The sequence below is a fragment of the Nocardia sp. NBC_01499 genome (assembly GCF_045040275.1).
In the GTDB taxonomy this organism is placed as follows: Bacteria; Actinomycetota; Actinomycetes; order Mycobacteriales; family Mycobacteriaceae; genus Nocardia.
This window is the reverse complement of record NZ_CP109426.1, coordinates 8,089,265-8,106,244: the sequence shown is the minus strand read 5'-3', so window position 1 is coordinate 8,106,244 and position 16,980 is coordinate 8,089,265. Positions and strand designations below refer to the sequence as shown.

23 protein-coding genes are annotated in these 16,980 nt (G+C 66.7%); 4 read left to right on the top strand and 19 right to left on the bottom strand.

What is annotated here, in order from left to right:
* Nucleotides 1-18 precede the first annotated feature (18 nt).
* A complete protein-coding gene (locus OG203_RS37165) occupies nt 19-600 on the top strand; it encodes a hypothetical protein (RefSeq protein WP_405161873.1) in 582 nt (193 codons plus the stop codon).
* A gap of 69 nt (nt 601-669) precedes the next feature.
* Here the strand turns inward: OG203_RS37165 and OG203_RS37160 are convergent, their stop codons facing one another.
* Complete coding sequence (locus tag OG203_RS37160) at nt 670-1,644, bottom strand: hypothetical protein (protein WP_405161872.1); 975 nt, start codon at nt 1,642-1,644, stop codon at nt 670-672.
* Nucleotides 1,645-1,745: 101 nt separating this feature from the next.
* Here OG203_RS37160 and OG203_RS37155 point away from each other — a divergent pair, with 101 nt between their 5' ends.
* Entirely contained in the window at nt 1,746-2,348 is a 603-nt protein-coding gene (locus OG203_RS37155; RefSeq protein WP_405161871.1) for a TetR/AcrR family transcriptional regulator, read from the top strand.
* 19 nt (nt 2,349-2,367) lie between these two features.
* Here OG203_RS37155 and OG203_RS37150 read toward each other — a convergent pair whose 3' ends face one another.
* Both OG203_RS37150 and OG203_RS37145 read right to left on the bottom strand, forming a co-directional pair.
* Nucleotides 2,368-2,643 (bottom strand): YggT family protein, encoded by a 276-nt coding sequence (locus tag OG203_RS37150; RefSeq protein ID WP_405161870.1) that lies wholly within the window; start codon nt 2,641-2,643, stop codon nt 2,368-2,370.
* Between the two features lie 110 nt (nt 2,644-2,753).
* Nucleotides 2,754-3,326 (bottom strand): methyltransferase family protein, encoded by a 573-nt coding sequence (locus OG203_RS37145; RefSeq protein WP_405161869.1) that lies wholly within the window; start codon nt 3,324-3,326, stop codon nt 2,754-2,756.
* A gap of 273 nt (nt 3,327-3,599) precedes the next feature.
* Here OG203_RS37145 and OG203_RS37140 point away from each other — a divergent pair, with 273 nt between their 5' ends.
* Nucleotides 3,600-4,028 carry a hypothetical protein gene (locus OG203_RS37140; RefSeq protein WP_405161868.1) on the top strand — a complete coding sequence of 143 codons (429 nt, stop codon included), beginning with the start codon at nt 3,600-3,602 and terminating at the stop codon, nt 4,026-4,028.
* A 65-nt stretch (nt 4,029-4,093) separates the two neighbouring features.
* Here OG203_RS37140 and OG203_RS37135 read toward each other — a convergent pair whose 3' ends face one another.
* From OG203_RS37135 to recO, 8 genes are all read right to left on the bottom strand, one after another.
* On the bottom strand, nt 4,094-4,465 hold the full coding sequence (locus OG203_RS37135) for a hypothetical protein (protein ID WP_405161867.1): 372 nt from the start codon (nt 4,463-4,465) through the stop codon (nt 4,094-4,096).
* 100 nt (nt 4,466-4,565) lie between these two features.
* The gene (locus OG203_RS37130) at nt 4,566-5,171 is read right to left on the bottom strand and encodes a response regulator (RefSeq protein WP_405161866.1); all 606 of its coding nucleotides are present in this window, start codon (nt 5,169-5,171) and stop codon (nt 4,566-4,568) included.
* Nucleotides 5,172-5,210: 39 nt separating this feature from the next.
* Nucleotides 5,211-6,383, bottom strand: a complete 1,173-nt coding sequence (locus tag OG203_RS37125; RefSeq protein ID WP_405161865.1) for a histidine kinase — start codon at nt 6,381-6,383, stop codon at nt 5,211-5,213.
* Nucleotides 6,384-6,557: 174 nt separating this feature from the next.
* Nucleotides 6,558-7,343 (bottom strand): ABC transporter permease, encoded by a 786-nt coding sequence (locus OG203_RS37120; protein ID WP_405161864.1) that lies wholly within the window; start codon nt 7,341-7,343, stop codon nt 6,558-6,560.
* Nucleotide 7,344: 1 nt separating this feature from the next.
* Nucleotides 7,345-8,316: an ABC transporter ATP-binding protein gene (locus tag OG203_RS37115; RefSeq protein WP_405161863.1), complete on the bottom strand. Its 972-nt coding sequence runs from the start codon at nt 8,314-8,316 to the stop codon at nt 7,345-7,347.
* A gap of 79 nt (nt 8,317-8,395) precedes the next feature.
* Nucleotides 8,396-8,824, bottom strand: coding sequence for a YbjN domain-containing protein (locus OG203_RS37110; protein WP_405161862.1), 429 nt, complete (start codon nt 8,822-8,824; stop codon nt 8,396-8,398).
* Nucleotides 8,821-9,630, bottom strand: coding sequence for an isoprenyl transferase (locus tag OG203_RS37105; RefSeq protein ID WP_405161861.1), 810 nt, complete (start codon nt 9,628-9,630; stop codon nt 8,821-8,823). The genes OG203_RS37110 and OG203_RS37105 overlap by 4 nt, the downstream gene beginning before the upstream one ends.
* A gap of 59 nt (nt 9,631-9,689) precedes the next feature.
* The gene (gene recO / locus OG203_RS37100) at nt 9,690-10,442 is read right to left on the bottom strand and encodes a DNA repair protein RecO (protein ID WP_405161860.1); all 753 of its coding nucleotides are present in this window, start codon (nt 10,440-10,442) and stop codon (nt 9,690-9,692) included.
* Here recO and OG203_RS37095 point away from each other — a divergent pair.
* Complete coding sequence (locus OG203_RS37095; protein ID WP_405161859.1) at nt 10,378-10,965, top strand: DUF1870 family protein; 588 nt, start codon at nt 10,378-10,380, stop codon at nt 10,963-10,965. The genes recO and OG203_RS37095 overlap by 65 nt on opposite strands.
* Here the strand turns inward: OG203_RS37095 and OG203_RS37090 are convergent, their stop codons facing one another.
* From OG203_RS37090 to ybeY, 8 genes are all read right to left on the bottom strand, one after another.
* Nucleotides 10,966-11,412, bottom strand: a complete 447-nt coding sequence (locus OG203_RS37090; RefSeq protein WP_405161858.1) for a hypothetical protein — start codon at nt 11,410-11,412, stop codon at nt 10,966-10,968.
* A gap of 55 nt (nt 11,413-11,467) precedes the next feature.
* Nucleotides 11,468-12,067 (bottom strand): TetR/AcrR family transcriptional regulator, encoded by a 600-nt coding sequence (locus tag OG203_RS37085; RefSeq protein ID WP_405161857.1) that lies wholly within the window; start codon nt 12,065-12,067, stop codon nt 11,468-11,470.
* Nucleotides 12,054-12,920, bottom strand: coding sequence for an alpha/beta fold hydrolase (locus OG203_RS37080; protein WP_405161856.1), 867 nt, complete (start codon nt 12,918-12,920; stop codon nt 12,054-12,056). The genes OG203_RS37085 and OG203_RS37080 overlap by 14 nt, the downstream gene beginning before the upstream one ends.
* A 156-nt stretch (nt 12,921-13,076) precedes the next feature.
* Complete coding sequence (gene mtnC / locus OG203_RS37075; RefSeq protein ID WP_405161855.1) at nt 13,077-13,760, bottom strand: acireductone synthase; 684 nt, start codon at nt 13,758-13,760, stop codon at nt 13,077-13,079.
* A gap of 4 nt (nt 13,761-13,764) precedes the next feature.
* Entirely contained in the window at nt 13,765-14,670 is a 906-nt protein-coding gene (gene era, locus OG203_RS37070) for a GTPase Era (protein WP_405161854.1), read from the bottom strand.
* On the bottom strand, nt 14,663-15,043 hold the full coding sequence (locus tag OG203_RS37065; RefSeq protein WP_405161853.1) for a cytidine deaminase: 381 nt from the start codon (nt 15,041-15,043) through the stop codon (nt 14,663-14,665). The genes era and OG203_RS37065 overlap by 8 nt, the downstream gene beginning before the upstream one ends.
* Nucleotides 15,040-16,398, bottom strand: a complete 1,359-nt coding sequence (locus tag OG203_RS37060; protein WP_405161852.1) for a hemolysin family protein — start codon at nt 16,396-16,398, stop codon at nt 15,040-15,042. The genes OG203_RS37065 and OG203_RS37060 overlap by 4 nt, the downstream gene beginning before the upstream one ends.
* Nucleotides 16,395-16,949: an rRNA maturation RNase YbeY gene (ybeY, locus tag OG203_RS37055; RefSeq protein ID WP_405161851.1), complete on the bottom strand. Its 555-nt coding sequence runs from the start codon at nt 16,947-16,949 to the stop codon at nt 16,395-16,397. Before ybeY ends, OG203_RS37060 begins: the two co-directional genes overlap by 4 nt.
* Nucleotides 16,950-16,980 lie beyond the last annotated feature (31 nt).

Sequence of the window (16,980 nt, the reverse complement as noted above, 5' to 3'; positions counted from 1 at the left end):
ACAACTCGCATGCTCGCGATGAGAAGCAGTCTGCTCGCTGTGCTCGCCACGATTGCTGCCGTGCTGATCGGCGCAACGGCAAGCTATGCCAATGCTTATCCCGAAGAAGTAATCGAGAAGAAATCAGCGGAGATCACGAGCTACGTATGCATGAACGGAGGCAAGGAACCACGCAGCCGCATCTGGTACGAGACGCACAGCGCAATCCAGCGTATGGCTCCGTACGACTGGGTTTGGGATGTTAAATCCGGCTCGTTGAATCCCAATTACAACCCAATGGAAGATACGCTGAAACAGCTCTATGGTGACCGAAAGTTCAATCCACGGACCAGGGTAAAGCTGTGCGCAGATTTACAAAATTACGCCAAGAAGCTGACGGAGAACATCATCGCCCACAAGGGTAAGAACAAGATATGCTGTATCGTCGCAGAGGACACGGAGAAGTTCTTTGAGAAGAAGATCGACGCGCAAATAGACAACAACAATAAGCAAAAAGCAGCCATCGATAGCCCGGGCTACTACGAGAGCGTGCACGAAGGAAACGATCTCAAATACCTGGACATGTGGGCCTGCGATCCCGACGAGCCCCACTGCGACTGAACTCACCGAACGGGACATGACAGCGCGTCCACTCGACGTCCGACGCCGTCATGTCCCGTTCGGCGAATCTCAGCCGGTGGTGACCGGGATGGGGGCGGCGGTGGCAGGTTCGTTGGCGGGACGGGTGCGGAGTGCGCCGACACCGAGCAGAGTGAGGGCGGCGACGGCCCAAATCACCAGTACCGCAAGGGGACCCGAGGCACCCGCGCCATCGAAGAACGCGACCGAGCGAAGTAACGAGGCGGCGGCGCCCGGCGGGAGCAGCTGGCCGATCGCGCCCCATGGCTTCGGAAGTAGTTCCGGCGCCGAGGTCGCCGCGGAGAACGGGTTGCCGACGAGCAGCATGGTCAGTGCCGCGATGCCGATCCCTGCCCGGCCGATCGCGGCCGATAGTCCGACTACCGCGCCCGAGACCGCGAACGAGACCAGCCCGGCGACGGCGGCCAATACCAGGTATGGGCCCGGCACCAGCGACATCCAGCCCTGGATGACCTCCATGCTCAGCAGACCACCGACCACGCCGAAAGTGGCCAACCCCAACGCTTTTCCGCCGATCGTCGGGATCAGCAGGCCGAGCAGCACGCCCGCCGCGATGCCCGACAACGCCAGCGGCAGCACCATGGCGCCGAACGCGGTGCCGCGCGGATCGTCGGAATCGGCGGCGACCACATCATCCACCCGTGCGGCCGGACCGCCGGACAACTGCTGGCCGATCTGCGTGAGTTGTTGCGCGACAGCAGGACTCGCGGCGGAGGCGATCAACACTCGCGGCGGCCCATCGCCAGTGACGATGGCGCCGTACACATCCCGGTCCTCGATGGCGGCGCGGGCGGCAGCCTCATCGGCCGGGCGGGAGACATCGAAGGCGCCGGGGCTGCGCTCCGCTAGCTGACCAACAACTAGGTCGGCCTGCGGGCCGGTGACCGCGATGGGTAGATCACGCGGGGCGATATTGGCGGCGGGCCAGGCGAAGGCAATCAGCATCAGCGCCTGGAGCAGTGCGGCGCCGACGCCGACGGCCAGCGCTCGCTGCGTGGTATCCATGACGTACTCCGTAAATCGAATGATCGTTCTCTTTCGATGAGGAAACGGTCGCACGCACCCCCGACGTTGTCAAGAACGGACGTTCGTTTTACTTTGGAAGCATGCCGAGAGTCAGCGAAGAACACCTGGAACGCCGCAGGCAGCAGATCCTCGACGCCGCCCGCAGGTGCTTCGCGCGCAAGGGCTTCCACGAGACCTCCATGCAGGATGTCTTCGCCGAATCAGGGCTGTCCGCCGGTGCGGTCTACCGCTATTTCAAGAGCAAAGACGACCTCATCGGGGCACTGGCCAGCCAGACGACGGTCGCCCTGCGCGCGTTGATGTCCGAGCTGATCCGCGCCGAACCGCTGCCGCCGCCCGACGTTCTCGTCGCCGCCTTGGCCGAGCACATCGCCGCGCGCAGCGGACCCGACGACCCGCTGCGACTGGTCCCCCAGGCGTGGGCGCTGGCACTCGTGCACCCCGAAGCCGCCGAGTACGTCAAGGAGGCCATCCTCGCCATCCGCAACTGCTGGTACGAATACACCGAGCGCATGCGCGACGCGGGCTGGCTGCCCCCCGACGCCGACATCCACGCGGTAGCCACCGCCATCATGGGCGTGCTTCCAGGATTCATGTTGCAGCACTTGATAATCGGCGATATCGACCCCGAAACCCTGGCGCGCGGCATCCGCACCCTCCTCCCCTACGGGCCCGCCGCCTGACACGCGGCAGTTCGCAGGATCAGAGGCTGAACGCGATCCCGCGCAGCACCAGCGCGACGATGAACACCGCGGTGAACGCCAGGTCGATCGATAGCCCGCCCGCGCGGATCGGTTGCAGCACCCGCCGGACCGGCGCGATCACCGGCTCGGTCGCGGCGTGCGTCAGTTCGCGGGGACGGGTGGCCCAGCTCGGACTGTTGCCGAGCGCCAGCATCCAGTCGAACACCATCCGCGCGAGCAGCAACACGATGAATACCGTCAAGGCGTAACCGATCAGGGTCCCGATGAGGCTCATGCCGATCTCCTTCGTGGTGGCCTGGTTGGCCTTCTCACCAGTCTCAACGCAGCGGACAGGGTAAAAAGTGTCGGGTTTGCCGGGTTCTTAACGGACTATCAGATGATTGATCACCACAGGCCGGGGATAAGCCGTTTGGTACCGGCCCGATATTCCTCGTAGGGGCGGCCGATGGTCGCGACCAAGGCCCGCTCCTCGACATCGATCCGTCGGTTCAGCGCGTAGACCGGGAGCACGACGGCGATGAGCAGCGAGATCCAGTTTCCCGCGGCGAGGCCCAAACCGGTCGTGATGAGCAGGACACCGGTGTAGGACGGATGGCGCACCCACCGGTACGGGCCGCGATCCACCACCGTCTGATCGGTGTCGACCTCCACCGTCGTCCGGAACGAGCTGCCGAGCACGGCGATCGCCCAGACCCGCACGACCAGCCCGAACCACATGATCGCGAGCCCGACGATCTCCCAGGGCAGCCGCCCGCCCGGCAGCTGGAATACGCTCGTCGCGGGCAGTATCGCCGCGATGGCTATGGCACCGTTGACGGCGATCACGACGAGTAACACGATGGTGAGCCGGGTACCGCCGTCGTGCTCGGTCGAACCCTTGCTCCGCAAGCGATCTCGCACCCGCAAGACGAGCTCGAGCGCCAGCCACACCCAGGTGCTGACCATGGCAGCGTTCACGGCAATCGCTCCTTCGCCTGATTCCTACGGTCGATACAGCGAGCAAACCATCAAATGCCGTTGCCGCGCATCAGGGAACTCCCTGATGAGATCGTCGCATTGCCACCGGTGTCCCGTCAGCGCAACTCGCTCGCCAACGAGCGAAAACCACCCGACCCCATGAAACTGACGGCCCGCTGATCCGCGCCGGGCCATTGAAAGCAGCCACTACCTGTGTAAGTGTCGGGGCATCCCCTCGTAGGGCGAATCAGTTTGTCGGAAGGGAAATTTGCTGTGCTCGTTTCGAAGAAGGCCGCTGCCGCGGTGACCACGCTCGGCGCGTTGACGGCCGCGATCACGCTCGTCGCCCCCACCGCGGGGGCCTCGGTCACCCGCGTCGATGTCGCGCCCGGCCTGAGTTTCGGTAGTTCGGGTGGTGCCTACGGCGCCGGTTGTTCGTACACGGTCACCGCGACCGCGCGACCCGGCGCGACCGTGACCTACCTCGATGACGTCGAGGGCGGACGGACCATCGATACGTTCAAGCCGGTCACTCAGGTCGCGGACGCCTCGGGCAAGGCGACGACCACCTGGACCCCCGTCAAGAAGGGCAAGCACGATATCTGGGCGGCCGAGTACGTCCAAGGTGAGTCGTACATCATGACGACGGTGAATGTCGGGACCGGCATCAACCTCGGCCCCGCATGCGTCGTACTGCCGTAATCGCCTAGCGCGCCGCGTCGGCCGCACACCTGGTACGGCCGACACGGCGAAAGTGGCGCCAGCTATCAGTGCGTCGGCGCCGGACTTGGTGTCGGCGTGGCGGACGGCGGCGTCGGTGCCCCGGGAACCGAGTCGTTGCGGCCCGGTTCGCCGGACCTGTCCCCGTGGTGCATTCTCGATCCGTCCTCCCGCCCGGAACGATGGGCGGCGGCCGCCATGTGATGCCCGCCGTGATCGTGGCCGGCGCCACCGGCGGCTAGTCCGACACCGAATCCGATCCCGCCGATCAGCACGGCCGCCAGCACCGCGCTGGCGACCCGTAGCGGCCGCGATCCGCGCCAGCGCGACGCCAGCCGCGATGGTGGCTTCGGTGCCGCCGCTGTTGGGTTCGTACCCTGCTCAGGGGCACTTTCCCCGGTGTTCTCTGCTTCTGCCATGTCCGCGCCTTTATGTATGGATTGTCCCGACCTGGACCTCCGACCGTACGAGCGAAGGGTGGGACACTCCTGCGGATCTGTTGTGTAAGTCCTGTGCGCGTCAGAGCCAGCCGAGGCGTTCGGCGGCGCGGACGGCTTCGGCCCTGGTCGAAGTGCCCGTTTTGCCGATGGCGGACGAAAGATGGTTGCGCACAGTGCCTTCCGACAGATGCAGCTGTTTGGCGATGGCACCCGCGGTCGCGCCGTCGGCGGCGGCGGACAGGACCTCACGTTCGCGTTCGGTCAGCGGGGAGGTGCCCGCCGTGAGGGTCTCCGCGGCGAGGGCAGGGTCGACTACCCGAAGGCCGAGCTGAACCCGACGCACCGCGTCGGCCAATTCCCTTGCGGGAGTGTCCTTCACGACGAATCCACTGGCACCAGCATCGATAGCGCGACGCAGATAACCGGGTCGACCGAAGGTGGTCACCATCAAAACCCGCACGCCGGGGTGGCTGGCATGCAACTGCGCGGCGACCGAAATACCGTCCATCCCAGGCATTTCCACATCGAGCAGCACCACATCGGGATTCGTGCGGGCGACCGCGTCGAGCACCTCGTCGCCGCGACCGACCTCCCCGACCACGTCCAGGTCGGATTCCAGTCCGAGCAACGCCGCGAGCGCGCCACGCACCAGCGCCTGGTCGTCGGCGAGCAACAGCCGGATCATCTGGCCCACTTCCTGTTCCGGAGAACACTTTTCGTCGAACTACTCGGGAACAGTGACACGAACACGCACTCCCCCTTCCGCCGGAGCGGACAGCTTCAATGTGCCACCCGCGGCTATCACGCGTGCGCGCAGACCCGCGAGCCCCGAGCCCGACGACCCGCTCGCACCGAGACCGCGCCCGTCATCGACCACCTCGATGCTCGACGGCGTGACCGTCACCGTGCAGTGCCGGGCGGCGCTGTGCCGGATCACATTGGTGATCGCCTCGCGCAGCACCCAGCCGAACAACTCATTGTCCGGCGCATCCTCGGTCGCGGGCAGGTCGGCGGCGATATCCGCGGCGGCCAACGCCGTCTTGGCATTGGCGAGTTCGCCGCGCAACGACACCTCACGCAACCCGCCGACGGTATCGCGCACTCCGGCGAGCGCCTCCCGCGCGAGCCGCTCGATATCGGCGAGCTCGGTCTTCGCCCGACCCAGGTCGACATCGATGAGTCGTTGCGCGAGTTCGGTTTTCACCGTGATCACGGTCAGCGAGTGGCCGAGGATGTCGTGCACGTCGCGGGCCACCCTGTTGCGTTCCTCCACGATGTCGAGTTCGGCGCGCTGCCGCCGCGCCAGCTCGGTGAGCTGCTCGCCACGCATGCCCAACTGTCTGATCACCCAGACCACTACGGGGACGAAGGCAAGGTAGAACGGGAAATCGGACAGGCTCGGGATGGCGAGCGGCGCGAGCAGGGTCGCGAGCACAACCGCGAAGGTCACGTAGCCGGACTCGCGGCCAGACATATTAAAGATGGCGGCCAGCGCGACGAAGTTCGCGGTGGGCAACGCCACCGGCCCGAGCAACGCGACCAGTGCGACCGTACACACCACCATGCCTGCTAGGAACAGCCATATGCGGGGGTCAACGACCCGGTCTAGCACCGATGCGGTACGGCTGCGGCGACCGAACAGCACAAACGAGCTGACGACCAATGCCGCGTAGCCGAACAACGTCGATGCCGCGAGTACTACCCGCAGCCGCTCACCGTCCGACCAGCTCTGCAGCACCGGCCCGATCATGTAGGACATCCAGGCCACCGACATCAGCGCGCCGAACCACGCACGCCGCCGACCGTTGTCCGAGGATCCGCCCTCGGCGACCACGCTGTCGATGAACGCCAACATCCCGCCGTCGCGCAGCGACCCGAGCCGCGACCTCACATCCATGCCGTACGCCTCGCAGGCAACGGGTCGCGAGGCAGAGTTCGCGCGGCTCGGTCGATCACGAGGACAGACGCTACCGAACCGGTCGATCCAGCCCGCACCCCGAACGTCACGCGCACAACGTCGCGGCCGTCCACCCCGCGAGTAGGACGGCCGCGACGCTGTGCGCCGGGTAGCTCAGCGAGCGGTATCACGACGGAACAGCATCGCCGATCCCCCAGCGAACACCGCGGCCCACACGATGACGTTGACCACCGCGAGCGCGATCGACACCCCGCTGGTGTCGCCGAACGGCAGCCGCGCCAGCGTGGCGACGCCGTTGGTCGGCAGCACCTTCGACACGTCACCGAACCAGCCGCTCAGCGGAACGAACAGCCCGCCCGCGAAGGACAGCACCGCGAGCACCGGGCCGAGCAGCTGCATCACGTTCTCCGATGGAAGCAGGTAGCCGACGAACACGCCGAACGCGGCGAAGACCAGCGAGGTGATCCAGGCGAGCAGGAAACAGCTCACCCACGCGACCGGCGTCAGGTGGGCGCCGAGTACCGCGCCGATCGCGAAGACCGCGGCGACCGAGATCAGGCCGAGCACCATCGCGACGGTGACCTTGGTGGCGATGTAGGCGACCGGATGCAGTGGGGTGAGCCGCAATTGGCGACTCCAGCCCTGTGCGCGTTCGATCGCCACCATCGCACCGCCGCTGGTGTTGGCGAGCATGGCGCCGTAGACGGCCATCGACACCATGATGTAGCCGGTCATATTGCCGGTGCCGACCGTCTCGGTCCGGAAGTCGGATTGCAGGCCGAAGATGACGAAGAACAGCGGCGGTATCACCAGCGTGAAGATCATCGTGCGGCGGTTGCGCAGCATGCGGCGCAGTTCGAGGCGCAGGAATCCGGTACTGAAGCCACCGAGCGGTGTGGTCCGGTGCTTCGTCGAAGCCTGCGGGGCAAGGGTTGTCATATCAGTTGTCTCCGGTGGTGAGCGCCAGGAACGCGGATTCGAGGTTGTGCGAGGTGATTTCGAGATCGGTCGCGGTGGTCTCGGTGAGCAGGTAGCGGGCCACCGCGTCGGAGTCCTTGGTGTGCACGGTGATTCGCTCGCCGCGCACCTCGACATCGTCGACACCGGGCAGCGCGAGCAGCCCTGCGGGCACGGTACCGGCCAGGGTGGCGCCGACCGCGCGGCCCGAGGCCAGGTTCTTGATCTCGGCGGCGGTACCGTCCGCGACCACCCGCCCGGCCCGGACCAGCACGATCCGATCGGCGTAGGCGTCGGCCTCGTCGAGGTAGTGGGTGGCGAACACGACGGTGCGGCCGCGCTGGGAATCCTCGCGCATCGCGTTCCAGAAGTCCCGGCGCCCTTCGACATCCATGCCGGTGGTCGGCTCGTCGAGCACGATCAGGTCGGGGTTCGGCAGCAGGGCGAGCGCGAACCGCAGCCGCTGGCGTTGTCCGCCGGAGCATTTGCCGACCATGCGACCGGCGATATCGGCGATGCCAGCACGGGCGAGCACCTCGTCGACCGGACGCGGGTTCGCGTGCAGCGTGGCCACCAGGCGCACGGTCTCCCCGACCGTGAGATCGGGCAGCAGACCGCCGGATTGCAGTACGGCCGAAATCCGGCCTACCGCAAGCGCTTCCGTCGGCGTGCCGCCGAACACCTCGACGGTGCCCGAGTCCGGCCGCGCCAGGCCGAGCACCATGTCGAGTGCGGTGGTCTTGCCCGCGCCGTTGGGCCCGAGGAACGCGACGATCTCACCCTGTTCGATGATCAGGTCGAGCCCGTCTACCGCCCGCACTGTGCCGCTGCCGGGCACCGCGAAGCTCTTACGCAGATCGTGCAGTTCAATCGCGGGCGTCGCCCGGTGTGCGCCCCGCGCCCCCGAACCGCCAGCCGCGGCGAAGTCGGCCGCGGTCGTCAGTGCTGATGTCATGCCTTAACGTTCGCGCACCGGGGCCGCGAACACCCCACACGTCCGTCACGTGTCTGCCATGACAGATGTCATGGCTCGGTCAGGGCAGCAAACCCTGACGGGCGCGGCCGGCTCCGGAGAGGACCAGCACCAGCATGGTGGCCAGTGCTTGGTCGTCGAGCCCGGCGGCGGGGAAGGTGTAGCGCAGGATGATGTCGGCGAGCTTGTCGTGCGCGATCACGGTGAGCGAGCCGAACTGCAGCGCGTTGTTCCGTTCGGCGACCCGCTTGTGCAGCTGCGGCTTGATCGGACGATCCCAGGCGAGCACGCAGGTCAGCGTCAGCACGTCCAGGCCGGGCGCGAGACTCACCGCGCGCAGCGAGCACAGCGCGCCCTCGTATTCGAAACCGATCGATCCCTCGGGGTCGACGCGCACGTCGATGTCGTAGAGCGACAGGCAGGCACCGGCCCGCGCCTGCAGTTCGTGTTCCGGACTCACCGTTGATTCCATGTCCGTGCCGCCGTTCATTTGGTGCCGCCGAAGCGCCGGTCACGCGAAGCGTACTGGAGGCAGGCTGCCCACAGGTTGCGCCGGTCGAAATCGGGAAACAGGGTGTCCTGATAGACGAATTCGGCGTAGGCGGACTGCCAGATGAGGAAGTTGGAGCTGCGGAATTCGCCGGAGGGCCGCAGGAACAGGTCCACGTCCGGCATGTCCGGCTCGTCCAGGTATTTCGCCACCGTCGCCTCGGTGACCTTCTCCGGATCGATCTCGCCCGCCGCCACCCGGCGCGCGATTTCCCTTGCGGCATCGGCGATTTCGGCCCGGCCACCATAATTGACGCACATGGTGAGGGTCATCACCGTGTTGTCCTTGGTCATCTCCTCGGCGACCTCGAGTTCGTTGATCACGCTGCGCCACAACCGAGGTCGCCGTCCGGCCCAGCGCACCCGAACGCCCATCTCGTTCATCTCGTCGCGGCGGCGCCGGATCACGTCACGGTTGAAGCCCATGAGGAAGCGCACCTCCTCGGGGCTGCGCCGCCAGTTCTCGGTGGAGAAGGCGTAGGCCGATAGCCACTTCACGCCGATCTCGATGCAGCCCTCGACGGTGTCCATCAGCACCGCCTCGCCGCGTTCGTGGCCAGCGGTGCGCGGCAGTCCGCGCTCCTGCGCCCAGCGGCCGTTGCCGTCCATCACCAGTGCGACGTGCTTGGGTACCAGCACGGCCGGGATTTCCGGCGGACGAGCCCCCGAGGGGTGCTGCGAGGGCGGACGAACGGTGCCGGGCGCACCCGACCTGGTCGCGGTGGCGGAGTCTCGACGGAGGATCACGGCCCCTATCCTGCCTGATGGTTGTGGAGGCTTTGTGAAGGTCTCCACCGATCAGGGGATCAGGCGGGGGCTCGCACCGGGCTCGACCGCTCGATCAGCGGCAACGTGCGCAACTGCCGCTCGAGATGCCACTGCAGATGCGCGGCGACCAGACCGCTGGCCTGCCTGCGCACCCCGTCGGGCACCGTCTCGACGAACTCCCACTCGCCGCGCAGCAGCGCGACGAGCAGATCGAGCACCCCTGGCGCCGGTGTCGCCGAACCGGGCGGACGGCAGTGCACGCACACCGCGCCACCGGCCGCGACATGGAACGCCCGATGCGGGCCCGGTGTCGCGCACTTGGCGCATTCGTCCAGCGCGGGCGCCCAGCCCGCGAAACCCATGGCGCGCAACAGGAATGCGTCCAGGATCAGCTCGTGCGGCCGCTGTTTGGCTGCGATGGCGCGCAACGCGCTCGCGGTGAGCGCGTGCAGCCGTGGCGCGGGCGCCCGCTCCTCACCGGCCAGCCGTTCGGCGGTTTCCAGCACCGCGCAGGCCGTGGTGTAGCGGCCGTAGTCGTCGATGATGTCGGCGGCGAACGCCTCCACCGTGTGCACCTGGGTCACCACGTCCAGCGTGCGTCCAGGATGCAACTGCACGTCGATGTAGGCGAACGGCTCCAGCCTGGCCCCGAACCTCGACTTGGTGCGGCGCACCCCCTTGGCCACCGCGCGCACCAATCCGTGCTGGCGCGTCAGCAACGTGACGATGCGGTCCGCCTCGCCCAGCTTGTGCTGGCGTACCACCACCGCCACATCTCGATACAAACGCACGCCTCATCCTCCCACGAAGACCCGACAGCCCCCGGCAGGCGCGGCATCCGCTCAGCCACTTCCCCGACGAATCCACCATGCCGGTCGGCGCACTGCCCTATCCTTTTCCTCTAACCGCACTGCTGGGGAGGGGTTTTCGGATTTGGACGACCTACTTGGTACCGGAACCGCCGCAGGTTTCCGGGCCACTCGTGAACTACTCGGTTTGCCAGTGCCCTGGTGCGCTCGGCTCTTCGCCGTCGCCGAGCGCACCGTAGAACGATGGGAGAGGGGGGCCTTCCAGATCCCGGACACGGCGGCTCGCGAGCTGGCCGAGATCGCCGACGAGACCGAGCAGGTGGTCGAGGCGATGGTCGACGCGATCGGCGCTGGTGAGATCTCCGCGCGCCTGCACACCTACCGGACCAATGACGACTACTGCCGCCACGAGCCGGATACGCGCTATCCGGCCACCTGGCATCGTGCCGTCTGCGCCCGGGTCATGGTCGAATTACCGCAGGTGGAGCTGCAATTCGTGGAGTAGTCAGCGGTACAGCGTCGGCTCGATGACGAGCTGGAAGACCGGGGTGTCGACACGAACGGGGGTCAGTGCGGTCGCGTCGGCGGGCTTGGCGCCCGAGCCTTCGAACAGGCAGTGACCGTTCGGATTGATCACCAGCGCGCGCCCGTCCGCCGCGCCGGGCACGGTGACGCGGGCCGCGCCCCGCAGCTCGACCGCGGTATTCGGCGCGATCGGGACCAGGTTGTGCACCCACGGCGCTAGGTAGGGATGCGCGACGACGGTGGTCGCATCGGCACCGCGCTCGACCTCCGTCGCTGGCACCTGGATCGGCGAGATCGCCGGCGTGAGCGATGTCGCGCCGTCGCCGTTCGGGGCCTGGGTGTAGTCGGGGGTGAGCGGCTGCGCCTGTGCCATTCCGGCCAGTCCGAAGCCGACCGCGAGGCCGACACCTATCGCTACGAGCTTCATCTCGCCGATTCTGGGTGCCCGTGCGACCGGGCACGACTATTGCGCTCGAGCTGATTCAGGTCCGCACGATGCCAGAGATCAGCTGCAGTACCGCCTGCTGGGCTTCGGCGCGGGCGCGGTCCGGGTCCTCGGCGTGCGCGACGATCAACGCCGCCTCGTTGAGGGCGCTGAGTATCAGTTGGGCAAGCACCTGAATGGGGCCGTCGGCGATCAGGCCGGCCGCGCGAGCGCGTTCCAGCTGAGCGATGGTCATGCCGAGGGCGTGCCGGCTTTCGAATTCGCGCCAGGCCTGCCAACCCATGACGGCGGGCGCGTCGGTGAGGGCGATGCGCAGCACGGCTGGACGCTGACAGATCTCCAGAAAGACGCCGAGGCCGACCGCCATTCCCGCCATCACATCGTCGGGATCGACTGTGGCGATGGCGTTTTCGATCTCTTCGGTGGTCTCGATCTCGAGCTGCTCCAAGACCGCGAGGAACAGGCCGCGCTTGTCGCCGTAGTGGTGGTGCAGCGCACCTCGGGTGACCCCGGCTTCGGTGACGAGTTCCTCGGCGGAGGTCGCCGCGAAGCCGCGCTCGGTGAACAGTCGACGTCCGGCCTGTTCGAGCGCGGCCCTGGTGGTGCGGGAGCGGTCCTCCTGGCTACGGCGTGGCATGCAGCCGAGTGAACTCCAGGATCGACTCGGTGAGCAACTCGGGCTGGTCTTCCGGGATGAATGTGTAGGAATCGTCGATGACCTTCAGCGTCGCGTGCGGCAGGTCCCTGGTCAGGCGTTCGGCGTAGGACATCGGGAAGATCTTGTCCTCGCTGGCCCACACCACGAGCACCGGGATCTCCACCGACCCGAACTGCGCCGCGGCTTCCAGCGTGTAGCGGGCCTTCGCGCTCTTCAAGAACAGCCGCAGATCCTTACGAATGGCGCCGGACTCACGGCTGCCCTTCAGATAGGAGTCGGCGATCTCCGGCGGCAGCGGGCGCTTGGCGATCATGCCGAACACCAGCGGCGTCGAGTGCAGCGCCCGGATGCGCGCCACCTCGGTCACCGGGCGCATCGAACCCGGAATCTTGGCAAGCAAGGGGAAGACGTTGAACGGCGGCGGCATCATCGCCTCGTAGCTGTCGACCGCGGCGAGTACCACGCGGCCGATCCTGGCCGGATGACGCGTCATCAGCACCTGGGTGATCGCGCCGCCGGTGTCGTTGGCGACCACGGTGACGTCGGTCAGGTCGAGTCGTTCGAGGAAGGCGGCGATGAGGTCGGCGAAGCCGGGCAGGGTCAGGTCCGCGTCCGGCACCGGGATCTGGTGTGAGCCGAGCGGCCAGTCCGGGGCCAGGCAGCGATAGCCCGCCGCGGCGATGCCGGGGACGACCTTGCGCCACAGGTCCGCGTTGACGAGCAGTCCATGCACGAAAAGGACCGGCGAACCCTCCCCCGTGTCGTGGTATCGGATGCGGCCGCCGGGCAGGTCGATCTCGTGTGTGCGGCCGAGTTCGGTGCTGATTCCCATCGTTCCTCCAGTGCGTTGCGGTACCGCCACTCTTACATACATACGGTATGTATGTCTACAGTTCCACGGCTAACCAAACGGAAATCGGCCAGCTGACACTACTGATTTCCGTTGCGGCACAATTGGAATCGGAACTGCACCGGGACGGCGAACGCCCTAGCCCCTGGTGGCTATCGCACTGAACCGCGCGACCCGCGGATGCGCACCAACCTCCGGCGAACCATCCTCGATCCGAGACACCCCCACCGTCCGCATCCCAGCCGCAGCCGCCGCATCCAACTTCGCCACCGCCCCGGAAACGAACCGAACCCGCTCCGGATCCACCCCGATCACCTTTGCGATCAACCGGTAGGACAACGGCTCATCCCCCTCCCCCTCCGACGCACTGTCGAAATACCCACCGATCCCCCCGGACAAGTCCCCGAACTGCGAGTTCGCGAACCAAAGCTGCTGTACCAGTTCAGATTCCGCACAGAACACATAAACCGGCACCCCCGCCCCAGCCCACTCCTCCAGCACCGCAGGCACATCCGCATAAAACGGCGCCGACAACTCCCCCGCCGCGAACCCACCCAACCAAATCAACCCCTCCAACGCCCGCAACGGCTCAGCCCTGATCCCAAGATCACTCCACTGCTCCAACCGCCCCGTCACCGCAGCCGAATCAGCCCCCACATCCCCCATAGCAAGCCGCACCGCATCGACAATCCGACCGATCTCAGGCTCAGGCCTCCGCACCCACTCCGCCAGACGCTCACGCGCGTAGGGAAACAGCGAATCCCGAATAGCCCCAACAGGACTCACGGTCCCTTCGATGTCGAGAAGAACGGCTTCGTTCATACGCTTAGAACCCCAACTTGCCCAACTGTTTCGGGTCACGCTGCCAATCCTTGGCGACCTTCACGTGCAGGTTCAGGTAGATGCGGGTGCCGAGGATGTGTTCGATTTGGTGGCGGGCGTTGGTGCCTACCTCTTTGAGACGCGCCCCGCCCTTGCCGATGACGATGGACTTCTGGCTGGGTCGTTCGACGTAGAGGATGGCGTGCACGTCGAGCATTTCCTCGTTCTGCTCGTACGGCAGGATCTCCTCGATCACCACGGCCAGCGAGTGCGGGAGTTCGTCGCGGACACCTTCGAGTGCTGCCTCGCGAATGAGCTCGGCCATGAGGGTTTCCTCGGGCTCGTCGGTCAGCTCGCCGTCGGGGTAAAACGCCGGTCCCTCAGGCATTTTCGAGGCGATGACATCGATGAGAACCTCGATCTGCTCACCCTTGACCGCCGACACCGGCACCACGTCACAGTCAGGACCGAGCAGCTTCGATAGCGCGAGCAGTTGCTCGCCGATCTGATCCCGGCTCACCTTGTCGATCTTGGTGACCACGCCGAGCAACGTCGTCTTCGGCGCCATCTGCTTGATCTGCTGCACGATCCACTTGTCGCCGGGACCGATCTTCTCGTCGGCGGGCACGCACAGCGTGATCACGTCGACTTCCGAATACGTATCGCGCACAAGGTCGTTCAGCCGTTGACCGAGCAGGGTGCGCGGACGGTGCAGGCCGGGGGTGTCGACGAGGATGAGCTGGGCGTGATCACGGTGCACGATGCCGCGAATGGTGTGCCTTGTGGTCTGCGGACGCGAGGACGTGATCGCGATCTTCTGGCCGACAAGCGCATTGGTCAGCGTCGACTTGCCGGTGTTCGGGCGGCCGACGAAACAGACGAAGCCGGAACGGAATTCGCCGTCAGCCACCGCGCACCTCGCTGACCGGCTCCGCGTCGACGGACATCTTCGAGTCGTCGACGATCTCGAACACCGCGCCATCACGATCGGTGAAGATGATCCTGGCCTCGGGCGACACCTCACGCACCGCCGCGACCCCGAAGTCGGACAGCCGCCCGCCGACCACCACGGCCGCCTCGAATCCCTCTGCGCCACTGGAGATCGCGGCCGCGACCGCCGCCTGCAACGCGGTCAGCCGCAGTGCCGTCAGGCTCACCTCGCCCGCCGCGTAGGTGCGGCCGTCGGTGTCGCGCACCGCCGCGCCGCTGGCACCGCCCGCGCGGCCCATCGCCCCGCGCGCGAGCACAAGCAGTTTGTTGTCCTCGGGATCCAATTCGGTCATTCGGTGTCTCCGTCCTCGTGTCGACCGGCCGGGGTCTCCCGATCCGCTCCATTGCCTTTGCGCTTGCCGTTCGGCTTCTCGCCGTCGGCCTGCTGCGCTTTGTCCGTCACCTTGCGCACCACCACGGTGTGCACCCGCACCCGCCCGCGCGTGTCCGCGCCGCCCTCGCCACGCAGCATCAGCCCGTGCACCACGACCTTGGACCCTGGCAGCGGCACCCGGCCGAGTTCGTGCGCCATCAGACCGCCGACCGTGTCGACGTCCTCCTCCTCGATGTCGAGCCCGTACAGCTCGCCGAGGTCTTCCACCGGAAGTCGCGCCGAGACCCGGTAGCGGCCGTCGCCGAGGTCTTCGATGGGCGGCGTCTCGTCGGTGTCGTATTCGTCGGCGATCTCCCCGACGATCTCCTCGAGCACATCCTCGATGGTGACCAGCCCGGCGATGCCGCCGTATTCGTCGACGAGCAGCGCCATGTGGTTGCGCCTGCGCTGCATCTCGTCGAGCAGGCTGTCCAGCGGTTTGGAGTCGGGCATGAACACGGCCGGGCGCATGACTTCGCGCACCAGCACCTTGCGGCCCCGTTCCGCGTACGGCACAAGGTCTTTCAGGTACACCACGCCGAGGATGTCATCGACGTTCTCACCGACCACCGGTATGCGCGAGTGTCCCGATCGCACCGCCAGCGACATCGCTTGTGCCGCGGTCTTATCCGCCTCGATCCAGACCATCTCGGTACGCGGCACCATCACCGCGCGGGCGGCGGTATCGCCGAGTTCGAAGACGGACTGGATCATTCGGCGTTCTTCGTCGGCCACCACGCCGCGCTCACTGGCCATCTCGACCACTTCGCGCAGCTCGATCTCGGAGGCGAACGGACCGTTACGGAAACCCTTACCTGGCGTGATCGCGTTACCGAGCAGGATGAGCAGCCTGGACAACGGCCCGAGCAGCGCGCCGATGAACTGCAACGGCAGCGCCGCGCCCAACGCGATCGAATAGGCGTGCTGGCGGCCGAGGGTTCGCGGGCCGACCCCGATCACCACGTAGGACACCAGCACCATGACGATGGCGGTGACCAGCAGCGCCCAGTCGTCTTCCCAGACCGCGATCAGTGCCGCAGCGAGCAGCACAGTGGCGCCGATTTCGCACAGAATACGAAGCAGCACCATGAGATTCACGTAGCGGGCGCGGTCCGCGACGATCTTGCTCAGCCGCACCGCGCCGGGCCGGTCGGCCCGCACCAGGTCGTCGACGCGGGCCGGTGAGATGGTGTTCAACGCCGAATCGACGCCAGCGAACACTCCCCCCACCGGGACGAGCAGGACGGCGAGCATTATCAGGGTCAGCGAATTCACGCGGGTCCTAATGCGTCACCCGGTGTGGTGAAGCCCGCCTTCCCCAGCAACCTGGCGTCTCGGGCGGCGAGTTCGGCCCGCCGCTGTGCCTCGCGCAGGCTCTCGTACCACTCTTCGAGCAGCGTGGCCTGCAGCGCGAACATCTCCTTCTCCTCCTCCGGCTCGGCATGGTCGTAGCCGAGCAGGTGGAGCACGCCGTGCACGGTGAGCAGCGCGAGTTCGTGGTCGAGCGAGTGACCGGCCTTGCGCGCCTGGGCCGCGGCGAATTCGGGGCACAGCACGATGTCGCCGAGCATGGACGGGCCGGGTTCGGGGCTGTCGGGGCGCCCGCCGGGCTCGAGTTCGTCCATCGGGAAGGACATGACATCGGTCGGGCCGGGTAGGTCCATCCAGCGCATGTGCAGGTCCGCCATGGTGTCGAGATCGACGAGCACCATCGACAGCTCCGCGGCCGGGTGCACATCCATCCGGGTGATCACGAAGCGCGCGACACTGACCAGATCTTCTTCGGGCACGTCGATACCCGACTCGTTGGCGATCTCGATACTCACCCGGTCAGCCTAATGCCGCAGGTCGACACCC